General features: G+C 64.6%; 15 protein-coding genes and 1 tRNA gene. 9 read left to right on the top strand and 7 right to left on the bottom strand.

Annotation, left to right across the window (positions count from 1 at the left end):
* Positions 1-58 precede the first annotated feature (58 nt).
* Entirely contained in the window at positions 59-823 is a 765-nt protein-coding gene (locus FOY53_RS12805) for a class I SAM-dependent methyltransferase (RefSeq protein ID WP_186766597.1), read from the bottom strand.
* Between the two features lie 360 nt (positions 824-1,183).
* A complete protein-coding gene (locus FOY53_RS12800; RefSeq protein ID WP_146589427.1) occupies positions 1,184-1,804 on the bottom strand; it encodes a GcrA family cell cycle regulator in 621 nt (206 codons plus the stop codon).
* A gap of 121 nt (positions 1,805-1,925) precedes the next feature.
* On the opposite strand from FOY53_RS12800, the gene FOY53_RS12795 reads away from it, so the two are divergent.
* A complete protein-coding gene (locus FOY53_RS12795; protein ID WP_146589424.1) occupies positions 1,926-2,735 on the top strand; it encodes an ABC transporter permease in 810 nt (269 codons plus the stop codon).
* A 45-nt stretch (positions 2,736-2,780) separates the two neighbouring features.
* On the opposite strand, the gene FOY53_RS12790 is transcribed toward FOY53_RS12795, so the two are convergent.
* The 4 genes from FOY53_RS12790 to dapF all read right to left on the bottom strand — a co-directional run bounded on the left by FOY53_RS12790 (position 2,781) and on the right by dapF (position 6,048).
* The gene (locus FOY53_RS12790; protein ID WP_146589422.1) at positions 2,781-3,050 is read right to left on the bottom strand and encodes a helix-turn-helix domain-containing protein; all 270 of its coding nucleotides are present in this window, start codon (positions 3,048-3,050) and stop codon (positions 2,781-2,783) included.
* Positions 3,051-3,153: 103 nt separating this feature from the next.
* The gene (locus tag FOY53_RS12785; RefSeq protein ID WP_146589420.1) at positions 3,154-3,846 is read right to left on the bottom strand and encodes a CDP-alcohol phosphatidyltransferase family protein; all 693 of its coding nucleotides are present in this window, start codon (positions 3,844-3,846) and stop codon (positions 3,154-3,156) included.
* 109 nt (positions 3,847-3,955) lie between these two features.
* On the bottom strand, positions 3,956-5,209 hold the full coding sequence (gene mtaB / locus FOY53_RS12780) for a tRNA (N(6)-L-threonylcarbamoyladenosine(37)-C(2))-methylthiotransferase MtaB (protein WP_146589417.1): 1,254 nt from the start codon (positions 5,207-5,209) through the stop codon (positions 3,956-3,958).
* Positions 5,206-6,048: a diaminopimelate epimerase gene (dapF, locus tag FOY53_RS12775; RefSeq protein ID WP_146589415.1), complete on the bottom strand. Its 843-nt coding sequence runs from the start codon at positions 6,046-6,048 to the stop codon at positions 5,206-5,208. Before dapF ends, mtaB begins: the two co-directional genes overlap by 4 nt.
* Positions 6,049-6,176: 128 nt before the next feature.
* On the opposite strand from dapF, the gene FOY53_RS12770 reads away from it, so the two are divergent.
* From FOY53_RS12770 to ggt, 8 genes are all read left to right on the top strand, one after another.
* Positions 6,177-6,252 (top strand) — tRNA-Lys (locus FOY53_RS12770).
* 234 nt (positions 6,253-6,486) lie between these two features.
* Positions 6,487-6,813 carry a hypothetical protein gene (locus FOY53_RS12765; protein ID WP_146589413.1) on the top strand — a complete coding sequence of 109 codons (327 nt, stop codon included), beginning with the start codon at positions 6,487-6,489 and terminating at the stop codon, positions 6,811-6,813.
* 86 nt (positions 6,814-6,899) lie between these two features.
* Complete coding sequence (locus FOY53_RS12760; protein WP_146589411.1) at positions 6,900-7,331, top strand: c-type cytochrome; 432 nt, start codon at positions 6,900-6,902, stop codon at positions 7,329-7,331.
* A 1-nt stretch (position 7,332) separates the two neighbouring features.
* Positions 7,333-8,724: a multicopper oxidase family protein gene (locus tag FOY53_RS12755; RefSeq protein WP_146589409.1), complete on the top strand. Its 1,392-nt coding sequence runs from the start codon at positions 7,333-7,335 to the stop codon at positions 8,722-8,724.
* A gap of 38 nt (positions 8,725-8,762) precedes the next feature.
* The gene (locus FOY53_RS12750) at positions 8,763-9,182 is read left to right on the top strand and encodes a c-type cytochrome (protein WP_246107383.1); all 420 of its coding nucleotides are present in this window, start codon (positions 8,763-8,765) and stop codon (positions 9,180-9,182) included.
* A complete protein-coding gene (locus tag FOY53_RS12745; protein WP_146589405.1) occupies positions 9,179-9,628 on the top strand; it encodes a c-type cytochrome in 450 nt (149 codons plus the stop codon). The genes FOY53_RS12750 and FOY53_RS12745 overlap by 4 nt, the downstream gene beginning before the upstream one ends.
* A gap of 280 nt (positions 9,629-9,908) precedes the next feature.
* Complete coding sequence (locus FOY53_RS12740) at positions 9,909-11,300, top strand: phosphomannomutase (protein WP_146589403.1); 1,392 nt, start codon at positions 9,909-9,911, stop codon at positions 11,298-11,300.
* A 370-nt stretch (positions 11,301-11,670) separates the two neighbouring features.
* Positions 11,671-13,338 (top strand): gamma-glutamyltransferase, encoded by a 1,668-nt coding sequence (ggt, locus tag FOY53_RS12735; protein WP_146589401.1) that lies wholly within the window; start codon positions 11,671-11,673, stop codon positions 13,336-13,338.
* Positions 13,339-13,354: 16 nt separating this feature from the next.
* On the opposite strand, the gene FOY53_RS12730 is transcribed toward ggt, so the two are convergent.
* Positions 13,355-14,287, bottom strand: a complete 933-nt coding sequence (locus tag FOY53_RS12730) for a 2-hydroxyacid dehydrogenase (RefSeq protein ID WP_146589399.1) — start codon at positions 14,285-14,287, stop codon at positions 13,355-13,357.
* Between the last annotated feature and the right edge of the window lie 33 nt (positions 14,288-14,320).

The following is a 14,320-nucleotide window of genomic DNA, read 5'->3' as shown; positions in this document are numbered from 1 at the left end:
ATGGCCGCCCCGTGGGCTGGGTCCGCCACGCGATGCGACGCGCAGGGCCTGTGCCGGATCAGCCGAGACGATAGTATTTGTCGCCAAGAAAGTCCGTGCCGTAGAAATCCGGCAGACCGGGCCGGTTCTTGGGGTAGAGCGAGAACGCGCGGTACACCGGATGGTTATCGGACCGGGCCAACATGCAGTCGAACTCTGCCGAATTGATGTCAGAGAGCAGTTTCTCAATGATGAACCGGCTGTAAAAATCGAAATCCTCCTTGTGGCAGAGGTAGGCCTTGTTGTTCGAATAGGGCAGGAACTCCAGCCCGGAGCTTCTGGTCGCCAGGTAATTGAAGCTGGCAGCAACCACCTGCATGTAGGCCGGGTTCAGAAAATCGTCGAGGATCACGATCCCCCGTGGCGCCAATCGGGTTTCCATGAATGTCATTTCGGCAATGACATTGTTGAAACGGTGACTGCCGTCGTGGTGCGACAATCTGAAAGAAGCCGGAACCGATTTGGCAAAGGCGTCGGAAACGGAAAACGTGTTGCCCTTGCCCTTGATGAATTCATACTGCCCGGAAATTGCATCCGGCCTGGCAAAGTCCGGGCAGCCAACGACATCGACAAGATACGCGGTTTCACCGGAATTGAGATTCCGCAACAGGACCGAGGCCGATTTTCCGCGAAACACACCGAACTCGATCAGGTCGCCGGTAACGTCGTTCGCCTTGTGAAAGGCAAACAGGGATTGAAAGATCGCAATGCTCAGCGGCGAAATCATGCCTTCGAACTTGGACGCCGTCGTTTTGGCCTCAGAGTAGGATTCCAGAAAACTCACGCGCACACTCCACTCGTCAGAATGGGAAATTTCAGAAATGGTGTGCCGATTCCGCAGCCCGCCCATTCAGTGTGCTATCGGTCTCTTGCGCAGGATCGGCGCCTTTCCAGATGATTTCCACTGATGAAATGCCGCCGATGGCGATCCTCGGCGGTTCGCGTAGGCATGGTGCGGGCACTAGCGTCAAGCGCGAGATGCGGCCTTGCCGGCGGCGGAATTCTTCACGCCGCCCGAGTTTTCAGGGCAGTTTGTCTTGATAGAACCGCCGGAGGCTGCCCGTCGGACGGGCATCACCGGGACCATCAACGCCTCGGGGAACGCTCAGGAGCGTTCCCGGTAGGGTTATCCAGGGGGCGGTGATCAGCGGCGGCGGTCGCGGCGGGCCGACATCGGTTGGAACGCGACGCCGACATGGGCCTCGCAATAGGGTTTGCCCTGCTGTACCGGCAGCCCGCAGAACCAGAAGTGTTCGGTGGCGGGGTCACCGACCGGCCATTTGCAGGTGCGTTCGGTCAACTCCATGAGCGACAGCTTCTTGGCCTTCTTCTCGACCTCGTTGACCTTGGCCAGTGCCTCAGGGCTGATCTCGTTGGCCGAAGGCTGCGGCGGCAGGGGCTGACCTGCCGGGATGATCGCGCGGCGCGCCGGGGGTTGGGCGGACTGGGTCTGCAACTCGGGTTCGGGACTCACGGGGCGGGCGCTTTCGGTCTTGGGTTGGGGAATCTTCGGCTTGGTGTCGGGGCGCGGCGCGGCGGGTTTGGGGCGTGCGTCGGTTGCGGCATCGGCAGCCGCCGGAGCGGCACCGGGGGACGGTTCGGCGGCACCCGGCGCGCCGACGCGGTTCGACAGGCCCAGACGGTGCACCTTGCCGATCACCGCATTGCGGGTCACGCCGCCCAGCTCTTTTGCGATCTGGCTGGCGGACTGGCCTTCGCCCCACATCTTCTTGAGCTGCTCTACGCGTTCGTCGGTCCAGGACATGGGTGTTCCTTACTGAAAAAGCGGCCACGCTGGCGGGCCGCCTGAAAATTCCGTATCAGCCCCCTATTCTAATCACTCCACCCCGAGTTACAAGCGGCTGCCGCCAGCAGGAGAGCCCGATATGCACGATTCCGCCCCCTATCCGCAGGGTACACGTCGCTTTGGCCGGGTGAACTGGCTGGGCCTGTACACATTGGCCCGACGGGAAGTGATGCGCTTCAGCGCGGTCTGGACCCAGACTCTGCTGGCGCCGCTGGTGACGGCGGGGCTGTTCCTGCTGATCTTTACCATCGCCATCGGCCCGCAGCGCGGCGATGTCATGGGCGTGCCGTTCACCACCTTCATCGCTCCCGGCATCCTGATGATGACGGTGATCCAGAACGCCTTTGCCAACACGTCGTCGTCGATTGTCATCTCGAAGGTGCAGGGCAACATCGTCGACACGCTGATGCCGCCCCTCAGCGGCGGCGAACTGGTGCTGGGCTATCTGGCCGGCGGGATCGCGCGGGGGCTGTTCGTGGCCGTGGCGCTGGCGGCGGTGCTGGCACTCGTGCTGGGCATCGTGCCAAGTCATCCGCTGGTGGCGCTGGTGTTTGTCATCCTTGGCGCCGCCTTCATGTCGGCGTTGGGATTGCTGGCGGGGATCTTTGCCAACAAGTTTGACCAGATGGCGGCGATCACGAACTTTGTGGTAACCCCCCTGGCCTTTCTGTCGGGCACTTTCTATTCGGTTGAGGCGCTGCCCGCCGTCCTGCGCGAGATCACCCATTTCAACCCGATCTTCTACCTTATCGACGGGGTGCGCTTCGGGCTGATCGGGGTCTCGGATTCCCCGCCGCTTCTGGGCTTTGCCGTCGCACTGTCGGCGACGCTGGCGCTGCTGGCACTGGCCTGGCAAATGTTCCGCACCGGCTACCGGCTCAAGGCGTGATCGACGACCAAAGACCAGACCTTCCGTCGGCGCTGTCGGGATCTTTCAAAGGTGTTTCCGGAGTTCCTCGGAAACATCTTTGGGTAGACCTGCCCATTTCCCTCGGTAAATCCAATCAAGTGTCAGGCTGAACTGCTCGCAAAATCTGTCGGCGGCTTCCAGTGGTATCCGACGGGTTCCATTTTCCCAGTTGTTATACTGACTGACCTTGAAGCCCTGAGCCGTGGCCCAGTCTTTCCGCGACAGCGTCGAAAACACCGCCCTCACGGCACCAAGGCGCTGCGCGATTTCCGGGTATGTTTGTCGATCAGTCATGTGCTGTATGTCTTGGAATTTTCTACGGTCTGCGAACGAACAAGAATTCTAACCTGCCACAACCAAATGGATTTGTAATTTCGCATGGGCACTGGAAATTTTTTTATTGCCGCGCCGGAATCAGCTGCTGCAGGATTCCGACCGAGATCAGATAGACCGACGTCACCACCAGCCCCCAGTGCGCCCAGCTTTGCGGGTGGAAGTCCACCCAGGCCGCCCAGCCGGCGAAAAAGGTCCAGGCCAGGGCGACGGGCAGTGACACCGAGCGCCAGCGTTCGGTGCGCACCGGGTGGATGAACTTGAGCGGCAGGAACATCGTCACCGCAAGACTGCCCACCAGCCCGAGGATGATCCAGAAATTCGGGCTCAGCGCGAACATCACCAGCACCAGCATGTTCCAGCAACCGGGGAAGCCATGGAACGAATTGTCTTCTGTTTTCATGCGGTTGTCGGCAAAATACATTGCGCTGGCAAAGGTGATCAGGATGATCGCCACCCAGCCGGTCCAGCCCGGCAGCAAACCCGACTGAAACAGCGCGAAGGCAGGGATGAAGACGTAGGTCAGATAGTCGATGATCAGGTCCAGCAGCACGCCATCAAAGCGCGGGGCATTGGATTTCACGTCGTATTTGCGCGCCAGCGGGCCGTCGATGCCGTCCACGAAAAAGGCGATCACCAGCCACAGGAACATGATCGACCATTTCTCTTGCGCCGCCGCCAGCAGGGCGAGCATGGCAAAGACAGCCCCGGTTGCGGTCAGAAGATGGACGGTCAGGGCTTTGGTGTGGGCTGTCATTGAACTGTCATGGCCAATTTTGGGGTATCTTGCAAACCAGATGTAGAGCGCCGCACGCCACGATCACGGCGCAGCGGGCTTTTTTCGCCTGCGCCTGGCTGCGCGCAGGTCAGGCCAGCAGATGTGAGTCCGTCGCGCCGGTGATCCGCGCCGTCACGATCGCGCCCTCGGTCCGGGGTGTGGCAAAGCGCACTTCGGTGAACTGTTCGGTCCGGCCCATGTCGGGCGATTCCATCAGAATGCGGTGCCGCCGCCCGATCTGTGCGGCGAGGTGGCGCGCCACCTGGCGATCACCAGCCGCCCGCAGACGTGCCGCGCGCTGCCGGATCACCGCGCCGTTCACGGCGGGCATCCGCGCTGCCGGCGTGCCCTGACGGGCGCTGTAGGGGAACACATGCAGCCAGGTGAGGTCACATTCCTCGACAAGGCGCAGGGAATTTTCGAAATGCGCCTCGGTCTCGGTCGGGAATCCGGCGATGATATCGGCGCCAAAGGTCATTTCCGGGCGCAACTTGCGCGCCTCTGTGGCAAAGGCAATGGCATCGTCGCGCAGATGCCGCCGTTTCATCCGCTTGAGAATGAGATCATCGCCGTGCTGCAGGGACAGGTGCAGGTGCGGCATCAGACGCGGCTCGGTCGCGATGGCGGCCAGCAGGTTCTCGTCGACCTCGATCGAATCGATCGACGAGATCCGCAGCCGCGGCAGATCCGGCACCAGTCTCAGGATCCGCATGACCAGATCGCCGAGCTTGGGCGTCATCGGCAGATCGGCCCCCCAGGAGGTCAGATCCACCCCGGTCAGCACCACTTCGTTATAGCCCTTGTCCACCAGCCGCCGGATCTGTTCGACCACGACGCCGGCGGGAACCGACCGCGAATTGCCGCGCCCGAAGGGGATGATGCAAAAGGTGCAGCGGTGGTCACAGCCGTTCTGCACCTGCACATAAGCACGCGAGCGGGTGCCGAAGCCGTCGATCAGGTGGCCCGCGGTCTCGGTCACCGACATGATGTCGTCGACCATGAGCTTTTCGGTCTCGCCGATGAAATCCGCCGCCAGAGTGGCCCAGGTGCCGGGCATCATCTTTTCGGTATTGCCGATCACCGCGTCGACTTCGGCCATCGCGGTAAAGGTGGCCGGCTCGGTCTGGGCCGCGCAGCCGGTCACGATCAGCCGCGCATCGGGGTTTTCCCGGCGCAGACGGCGGATTTCCTGACGCGCCTTGCGCACCGCCTCGGCCGTGACGGCACAGGTGTTGACGACCACGGCGTTGGTCATGCCCGATTCGGCCGCCAGCGCCTTCATCGCCTCGGTTTCATATGCATTGAGGCGACAGCCCAGCGTGGTGAACTTGGGCGCGCTCACAGCGATGCCAGCCAGTCTGCGGTCAGCACGCCGCTGGCCACATGCATGGTCGCCCCGGTCATCCAGACGCCATCGTCGCGCCAGTCCACGTCCAGTGTGCCGCCGTCCAGGTCGATGCGCACCCGCCGCCCGGTCAGGCCGCGCCGCGCGGCCGCGACGGCAGTGGCGCAGGACGAGGAACCCGAGGCCAGTGTGATTCCGACACCGCGTTCCCAGACCCGCATCCGCAGGTGATCCGGCCCGACGAGCGAGGCGAATTGGACGTTTGTGCGCTGTGGAAACAGCGCATGATGCTCAAAGCGCGGCCCCAGCGTGGCCAGATCCACCGCTGTCGCGTCGGGCACAAAAAAGGTGCAATGTGGATTGCCCATGCCGGTCGCCACCGGATTGCCGTCAATCGGCAGGTCCAGCGTGTCCATCGCCTCCGCCAGCGGAATGTCGGCCCAGTCCAGCTGCGGCGGTCCCATATTGACCGAGGTCAGCCCGCCGCCTGCATCCACCGCGTGCAAGGTGCCGCGGTCGGTGGTCAGGGTCAGAGCCGTCTTTCCGGTTTCCGCCATCAGGTGGCGCGCGATGCAGCGCGTGGCGTTGCCGCATGCCGCCGAGGTCGATCCGTCGGCATTGTAGAACGTCAGATGCGCATCCCCCGCACCGGTCGGCGTGATCAGCGCCAGCTGGTCGAATCCCACTCCGCAGTGCCGGTCTGCCAGGGCCACGGCCAGCGCCGGGGTCACCGCAATGTCATGCGCACGAGCGTCCAGCACGACAAAGTCGTTGCCAAGCCCGTGCATCTTCATAAAGGGCAGCCCCTGGGAATCGCGCATGTTCATCGCGCGCATATACGCCAGCGCCGGACCCGTTTCCAGTGGCTGCGGTGCGGCGAAATCCGGGGCCGTTACAAGATGGTCATAAAATGCACTTTTTGGGGTTGACCCCCCGCGGGCTAATTTCTAGATAGCCGCCTAGTGGGCCTGTAGCTCAGCTGGTAGAGCAACTGACTTTTAATCAGTAGGTCTCGGGTTCGGATCCCGACGGGCTCACCATAATTTCAGGCAACATGTGACACATCGGTGTCACATGTTCCTTGAATTTGGTGAATCTGAAACCCCCACACTCCTGTCATACCCTCCCTGCGGACCGCCCGAGCAAGGGCCGGAACGGCACCCCTGTCACGGGCAGGGCCGTCCGCGCGGCAACCGGGACTGTCACACAGATAATGTGTTGTTAATTTTGATTTGCGGCTGTTCTCGGCTATATGCTGCAAAGGCAGTACAGCAATGATGAAAGTGACCGTGCGACAATTCCTGCTGATCCTCTGTACCGGCCTGCTGGTTCTGACCCTGACGGGGATGGCTGGCATGGCGCATGTCACGCCTGCCTACAACTGCACGCACTGCCCGGAAAACGCGCCTCTGCATGACCGCTCTGGCGGACCCGCGTCTGCAATGTGTTCCCAGGGGGCGTTTTGCGTCTCCGCTGCCGTTCCCGCCGGGTCCGGCGACCTCGGCGGCGCCAGCCGGGGCGCAATTCGCTACACGCTGCCCGCCAGCCCTCCGATGTATGCCAGGACGGTGCCTTTCGACCTGCCGCCACCGCGTGGCTGACCGAAGTTCGAAACAGTCACCGGCGGATCGGATCCGCCTGCACGACACCGCACGGCCAGACGCCGTGCGCGATTGAGGAACTCGGTATGAACAAGATCACAATCGCCGCAGTTGCCGCGCTGGCCCTTGGCGGCGCCGCATATCTGTATTTTGGACAGCCACAGTCAGAACCGGTGGCCGCCCCGCCGGGCGAGGGGGAGCCGATGGTGGCGGTCACCCTGCCAGAGACACTTTCTCAGGATGCCACAATCGGCAAACGGGCATTTGACGCGACCTGCGCCGCCTGCCACGGCGCAAATGCCGCAGGCAAGCTTGGGTCCGGCCCGCCGCTGGTTCACAAGATTTACGAACCGTCGCATCACGGGGACATGGCGTTTGTTCTGGCCGCGCAGCAGGGAGTCCGGTCGCACCACTGGAAGTTCGGCGACATGCCGCCGCAACCCGGGCTGACGCCGGCCGATGTCCTGATGATTGCGGGCTACGTCCGCGAGTTGCAGCGCGCCAACGGGATCAACTGAGATGCGCGGCCCCCGAATCACCCGCCGCGATTTCTGCGCCGGCCTGGCCGTCGGCGCGGCTCTGGGGCGGCCCGGCATGGCTGCCGGATCCGCGCCGCTGACCGCGCGTCCCGCGGTTGTCCAGCTGGCGCCCGAAGGCTATGCCGCCACCGAAGTCTGGAGCTATGACGGCACGGTGCCCGGCACCACGCTGCGCGCGAAACAGGGCGCGCGGCTGACGCGGCAGCTGGTCAACGACCTGCCGGAGCCGACGTCGGTACACTGGCACGGCATCCGCATCGACAACGCCATGGATGGCGTGTCGGGTCTGACGCAGGATCCGGTCCCGCCGGGCGGCACCTTTGAGTACGACTTTGTCGTGCCGGATGCCGGCACCTACTGGTATCATTCCCACACCAATTCGATGGAACAGGTGGCGCGCGGGTTGGCCGGGCCGCTGATCGTCGAAGAGCCCGACGCCCCGGATGTGGACCGGGACGAAGTGCTGATGCTGGACGACTGGCTTCTGGACCCTGACACCGGGGCCTTTGCCGGGGACTTTGGCAACCCGATGATGCAAAGCCATGCGGGCCGGATGGGCAACCTGATCGGCACCAACGGTCGGTACGATCTCAGCTTGCCGGTACAGCGCCACGCGCGGCTGCGTCTGCGGCTGATCAACGCCGCGAACGCCCGGATCTTTGTGCTGCGGCTCGACGGGCTGGAGGGGTGGACCGTTGCGCTGGACGGCATGCCTCTGCCCGCGCCCGAACCGGTAACCGGAGACCTGATCCTGGCGCCCGCCCAGCGGATCGATCTGATGGTCGATGTCACCGCTGCCGAGGGCGCGATTGCCGGACTGGTGCGCCAGGCCAATGACGACACATGGCAGGCGCTGGTGGACATGCCGGTCAGCGGTGCCGCATCGCTCGCGCGACGCGGTGTTCCGGCGCCGCTGGCACCCAATCCGAACATGGCGCTTCCCGACCTGAAGGCGGCGCGCCAACTGGAAATGGTGATGGAAGGCGGTGCCATGAGCGGCCTGCGCAATGCCCGCTTCAATGGCCGTGAACTCGGGTTCCGCGAACTGGTGCAGGAAGGGCAGTTCTGGGCCCTGGCCGGGCAGGTGGGCATGGATGACACCCCTTTCGCCAGCCTGTCGCGCGGAGAGGCCGTGCGCCTGCGGCTGTCGAACCGCACCGTCTTTGCGCATGCCATGCATTTGCATGGAATGCATTTCCGGACCATCGCCGCTGACGGCAGTCTTGGTCCGATGCGCGACACCATCCTCAGCCTGCCGGATGAACCGATCGACATCGCCTTTGTCGCGGACAATCCGGGCAAGTGGCTGCTGCATTGTCATATGCTGGGCCATGCGGCCTCGGGCATGACAAACTGGATCGACGTAAGTTGAAACTGAAAAGGAAATCCAAAGTGAGAACTCTTGTCCGGATGGCTGTGGCATTGGCCGTTGCAGGAACTGCCGCACTGGCGCATGGCGGGGTCAAGGACGTGCATGTGATGGCCCGGATGCAGGGCATGTCGACCCTTGCGGCAGAGATGAAGGTCATCGGCAGGATGGCAAAGGGAGAGGCGGCCTTCAATCCGGATGCCATCGACTCCGCCCTTGCCCGCATGGCGGACGAGGCTGCCAGGATCCCCGCGCTGTTCACGCCCGAAGCAAGCGACCCGAAATCCGAAGCCAGACCTGTCATCTGGCAGGATTTCGGCACCTTCACGACCCGGGCCGACGCGCTGCAGGCCGTCAGCCTCGCATCCGTGGGGACGGTGGAAAGCCCGGTCGACCTGGGGAAGACAATGCAGAAACTTGGCGGGGCCTGCAAAGCCTGCCACGCCACGTTCAAGCAATGAACCGCGCGCAGCTGACACTTGCGGCGGCGGTGCTGAGCCTTGTCCCTGCGGCGCTTCCGGCCGGGGACCGGTTCGAGGGGCGGGATCTGGACAACGGTGCCCGGCTTTATGCGCAGACCTGCGCGGTCTGTCACGGCGCCGATCTGGAGGGACAGGCGGACTGGCGGTCGCCGGGGCCCGGGGGAGTTCTGCCTGCTCCGCCACATGACGAAACCGGTCATACCTGGCACCACGATACCCAATTGTTGCTGGACTACACGCAGATGGGCGGGCAGGCGGCGCTGGCGGCGCGCGGGGTAACGGGGGTGACCAGCGGCATGCCGGCCTTTGGCGAGGTTCTGTCCACGGAGGACATACTGGATGTTCTCGCGTTCATCCGCTCGACATGGCCCGCAGAGGCACAACAGGTGCAGGCGCAGCGCACCCATGGTGTGGCGATCGAATAACCGCGATCCGTCGCAAGGCCTGCGCCGCCGGTTCGGGTGCTGCGCCGCCGGGGAAACCGCCGGAGCACCTGCATCTTTTCAAGGCAGAGATCAGCTCCAGGCGCGTGAAGCCGGAAAATGCGGTCAGGGCCGAATGCCAAACGGTGCCACAACTTGTGGCCCGTCAGAGCCCGGTCTATGGTCCGCGCGATCTCAGGCCCCCGGGGCGTCGCGGCGCTGCACGGCCCGCCGGCCCGGCTCTGCCACAAACACTTTCAGTACAGGCCAGGAGGCCAGCCCCATGCCCCCCAAATTCGGAACCAGCGGTCTGCGAGGCCTTGTCGTTGAACTGACCGACCAGATTGTGACCGACCATGTTCGCGCCTTCCTGTCGGTCTGCGACGTCGGTGGCACGCTGTTTGTCGGCCATGACCTGCGGGACAGTTCACCTGCCCTGGCAGAGGTGGTGGCGGACACGGCGCGTGACCTGGGTGTCAACGTCGTCTCCTGCGGCGCGCTGCCGACGCCGGCACTGGCGCTGGCAGCCCAGGAGGCCGGTGCCGGCGCGCTGATGGTCACCGGCAGCCACATCCCCGCCGACAGGAACGGACTGAAGTTCTACACCCGCACCGGCGAAATCGCCAAGTCCGACGAGACGGCGATACTCGGTGCGCTCGGCCTGTCCGCGCGGGGGCTGACCGCCGCCCTCACCCGGGACACACAGGCCTGCTCACGCTATCGCGACCGGTTTGTCTCGGCGTTCGGGGCGCTGGCGCTGCGCGGCACGCGGATCGGAATCTACTGCCATTCCGCCGTGGGCCGCGACGTGATGAGCGACATCCTGCGCGGTGTCGGGGCAGAAGTGCTCGAATTGGGCCGTTCGGAAACCTTCATCCCCGTCGATACCGAAGCGGTGGACGCCGCCACCCGCGCCCAGCTGCGCAGCTGGGCTTCGGAGCACCGCGTTGACGCCATCGTCTCGACCGACGGCGATTCCGACCGTCCGCTGGTCACCGATGCCGGCGGCACCGTGGTCCCGGGGGATGTTCTGGGCCAGATCACGGCGGCGCTTGTGGGGGCCGAAGTGGTCGTCACCCCGGTGTCCTCGAACACCGGAGTCGACAGCGGTGACAGCTTTGGCGCCGTGGTTCGCACCCGCATCGGTTCGCCCTACGTGATCGCCGCGATGGAGGCCCGAGCCGGCGAAAAGGTGGTCGGGTACGAGGCCAATGGCGGTTTCCTGCTGGGCTTTGACGCCACCGGTCCCGGCGGGACGCTGCCGGCGCTGATGACCCGCGACGCCATGTTGCCGATCCTGGGTGCGCTTTGTGCGTCACGCAGCGGCGACGGGATGGATCTTGCGGCCCGTGTAGCCCGGGAACCGGCCCGCTTCACTGCCGCTGACCGGCTGGAAAATGTGCCGACCGAGCGCTCGCAGGCACTGGTGTCAAAGCTTTCGGCGGACAGCACTGTTCAGGATGACCTGCTTGGCCGACTGGGTCTTGGCGCCGCGGTGGCGCTGGACCAGACCGACGGGCTGCGCCTGACATCGGATACCGGCACAATCATTCATATCCGACCCTCGGGAAATGCGCCGGAACTGCGGCTTTATGTCGAAGCCGATGACCCGGCTGCGGCCTTCGCAACCCTTGAAACCGGGCTGGGTGTGCTGCGCGATATCCTGAGCCGCTGACGGCCTGAGCCTGCGGTCTCTGCCATGGCCTGACGGCCTTGAAATGCAGTGCCTGCCCTGCGGCTGCGCATGCTGCCGGAGCGGGGGTATCAATCTGCGGACGCCGCGAATACGGCAGGCAAGGGCGGCCGCGCCACCCTGTTGACACCTGCGCCTGGCCCCGGGTCTCGGGGAGCGGTTTCAGATGGCCCGGTCTCGTGCCCCGGGAAGCGCAAGGGCTTGGAATCCAAGCCCTTATGCTGAAAATCAGGTCAGTGTCGCCAGTTTTTCACCGGACAGGGCCGGGTGTCCTTCACACCGGCGATCAGAAAGTTACAGTGGCGCCAAGAACCGGCGCTTGCGTGCCGGGCACATCAGAAAAGTGACCAGCATGCCCGCCAAAAATCTGCCGTTGCCCTTTGTCTGCAAGAAACATCCGGCGTCTGGCGCCGGTGGGGTGGTGGTCACCAACCATCCGCTCGGATCGGCGGCGGGACACGAAATGCTCGCCATGGGCGGGAATGCAGTCGACGCAGCTGTCGCGGCGCTTCTGGCGCTGACGGTGGTCGAGCCGATGATGGTCGGCATTGCCGGCGGCGGGGTGTCCCATCTGCGTTTGCCGGACGGAACCCACGTGGTCTTTGACTGTCTGTCCCAGGCGGCGGGATCGGCCCGGGCGGATATGTACCAGCCGGTTTCAGACCACCTGCCGGACTACATGGACACCGCCGTTCGGCTCAATCTGGTCGGCCCGGCGGCGGTGGCGGTGCCGGGCAATCTGGCGGGGTGGTGTGCGATGCATGCGCAGCACGGGCGCCTGCCCTTTGGCGATGTCATCGCGCCGGCGATACGGCTGGCGGCCGGTGGATTCCGCGTCACCAGCTATCTCAGCGGCAACATCCTGCGCCACGCCGAGGACATGCTGGCCGATCCGGAAATAGCGGGCGTCTTTCTGCCCGGCGGCGATCCGCTGGCGGTGGGGACACATCTGGTGATGCCGGACTACGCCGAAAGCCTGAAACTGATCCGCGATGAAGGTGCGGCGGCGCTGCACGGTGGCGCCCTGGGGCGGGCGCTGGTTGACCGCCTGAACACCGGCGGCGCCGATGCCGGGTCGGTGTCACTGGCCGATCTTGCAGGTTACGTGCCGCGCCAGCGCGAGGCGATTTTCTCTGGCTATCGCGGATTCGAGATCGCCGGGCCGCCGCCGCCCGCGTCTTCGGGTGTGCATGTGGCGCAGATGCTGAACATTCTCGAAGGCTACGATCTGGCGGCGATGGGTTATGATTCCGCCGAGCGGCTGCATCTGCTGATGGAGGTGATCCGCGTGGGGTTCGAGGACCGGCGCGCTGCTTCGGGGGATCCGGATTTTGTGGATATTCCGGTCGAGCACTACATCTCGAAGGAATATGCCGCCGACTGCCGCGCGCGGCTGCGCGATGTCGGCGGGTCCGGGCCGGTGCCGCCGGGGTACGAGAGCAACTCCACCACACATATCACCGTGGCGGACCGGGACGGGATGATCGTTTCGGCGACGCATACGATCAACGGGCTGTTCGGCGCACGGTTCATGGTGCCCGGCACCGGCATCATTCCCAACAACTACATGTATAATTTCGACCCGCATCCCGGCAAGGCGCTGTCGATCGCGCCGGGCAAGCGGGTGCCGACCTCGATGGCACCGATGATCGTGCTGAAGGACGGTCGGCCGGCCTTTGCGCTCGGGTTGCCGGGGGCCCTGCGGATCTTTCCCTCGGCGTTGCAGGCCATCGTCAACATGATTGATCACGGCATGACGCCGCAGCAGGCGGTCGAGGCGCCGCGTGTCTGGACCGAAGGCGGCCATGTCGAGGTCGAGCCGGGCTTTGCCCATCATGTCCAGGCGTTGACGGCGCGGGGCCACGATGTGCGTGTGGTGCCGCATATCGGCGGTGGGATGAATGCCATCGCCTTTGGCCCGGACGGCGCGATGACCGGTGCCGCCTGCTGGCGCGCAGACGGCACGGTGTCAGCGCTGGGCGGGGGGCTGGCGGAAGAGGGCGTGGCCTTTCACATCTGACCCGCCCGGTCCCGCCTCAGTACCCCCGGACCGCGTCGGCCAGATCGGCGCAGGTGCCGGTCTCGGCAAAGGTTTTCAGATTGGCCGCGATGATCCTTCCGCCGGTGCCCGCGTCGATCTGCGACGCGACATGCGGCGTCACGGTGATCGCGGGATGGCCCCAGAAGGCATGATCGGCAGGCAGGGGTTCGACATGAAACACATCAAGGGTCGCCTGTTTGATCGTCCCGTTGTCCAGCGCTGCCAGCAGGTCGTCATCCACCAGATGCCCGCCACGGGCACAGTTGATGATGCAGGCGTCGCTGGCAAGCTTGGCAAACAGCCCGGCGTTCAGGATGCCGCTGGTCTGGTTGGTCATCGGCAGCAGGTTCACCAGGATCTCGCAGCCCGACAGGAACCTGTCGAACTGGTCCGGCCCGGCATAGGTTTCGACCCCGTCGATGGTCTTTGCGGATTTCGACCAGCCCCGGGTGGCAAAGCCCAGGTCGGCCAGCGTCCGCGCCGCCGCCGCCCCCAGGTTGCCCAGACCCATCACACCGACGGTGCGCTGCGGCGCGACCGGCACCACGATGGCATGCCAGTCGCGTTCGGCCTGCGCGCGCAGCTGGCGCGGCATGTCGCGGTGATGGCGCAACACGTGCAGGGCCACGTATTCCCGCATCCGCTGGGTCAGGTCATCGCCGACGGTGCGGATGATCGGCACCCCGGCGGGCAGCTTTTCGTCGGCGAGCACATGGTCGATGCCGGCGCCGATGGACACAATCGCCTTGAGATTCGGAAATCGCGCCATGTCGCCGGAACGCGGGCGCCAGACCACGGCGTATTCCACCGCGGCGGGGTCGGTCACGGCATCCAGCGCGGCGACCGTCCACCCCGGCAACAGGGATTGCAACATATCAACCCACCATTGGGTCTTGTCGTCCAGGGGAAGGTATACGGCAACAGTCATGCGGGGTCCTTTGGCTTTGATAAAGGTATGGAA

Origin of the sequence: Puniceibacterium confluentis (assembly GCF_007923445.1) — a bacterium.
In the GTDB taxonomy this organism is placed as follows: domain Bacteria; phylum Pseudomonadota; class Alphaproteobacteria; order Rhodobacterales; family Rhodobacteraceae; genus Puniceibacterium; species Puniceibacterium confluentis.
The sequence above is the reverse complement of the archived record's forward strand: the minus strand, read 5'-3'. Positions and strand labels throughout refer to the sequence as shown.

Bases quoted from the DNA above. Each gene is read 5' to 3' on its own strand.
- FOY53_RS12750 (WP_246107383.1), top strand. From the start codon at position 8,763: ATGGCTGTGGCATTGGCCGTTGCAGGAACTGCCGCACTGGCGCATGGC.
- FOY53_RS12745 (WP_146589405.1), top strand. From the start codon at position 9,179: ATGAACCGCGCGCAGCTGACACTTGCGGCGGCGGTGCTGAGCCTTGTC.
- FOY53_RS12795 (WP_146589424.1), top strand. From the start codon at position 1,926: ATGCACGATTCCGCCCCCTATCCGCAGGGTACACGTCGCTTTGGCCGG.
- dapF (WP_146589415.1), bottom strand. From the start codon at position 6,048: ATGCGCGCGATGAACATGCGCGATTCCCAGGGGCTGCCCTTTATGAAG.
- FOY53_RS12785 (WP_146589420.1), bottom strand. From the start codon at position 3,846: ATGACAGCCCACACCAAAGCCCTGACCGTCCATCTTCTGACCGCAACC.
- FOY53_RS12730 (WP_146589399.1), bottom strand. From the start codon at position 14,287: ATGACTGTTGCCGTATACCTTCCCCTGGACGACAAGACCCAATGGTGG.
- ggt (WP_146589401.1), top strand. From the start codon at position 11,671: ATGCCCGCCAAAAATCTGCCGTTGCCCTTTGTCTGCAAGAAACATCCG.
- FOY53_RS12760 (WP_146589411.1), top strand. From the start codon at position 6,900: ATGAACAAGATCACAATCGCCGCAGTTGCCGCGCTGGCCCTTGGCGGC.
- FOY53_RS12755 (WP_146589409.1), top strand. From the start codon at position 7,333: ATGCGCGGCCCCCGAATCACCCGCCGCGATTTCTGCGCCGGCCTGGCC.
- FOY53_RS12765 (WP_146589413.1), top strand. From the start codon at position 6,487: ATGATGAAAGTGACCGTGCGACAATTCCTGCTGATCCTCTGTACCGGC.
- FOY53_RS12790 (WP_146589422.1), bottom strand. From the start codon at position 3,050: ATGACTGATCGACAAACATACCCGGAAATCGCGCAGCGCCTTGGTGCC.
- FOY53_RS12740 (WP_146589403.1), top strand. From the start codon at position 9,909: ATGCCCCCCAAATTCGGAACCAGCGGTCTGCGAGGCCTTGTCGTTGAA.
- FOY53_RS12800 (WP_146589427.1), bottom strand. From the start codon at position 1,804: ATGTCCTGGACCGACGAACGCGTAGAGCAGCTCAAGAAGATGTGGGGC.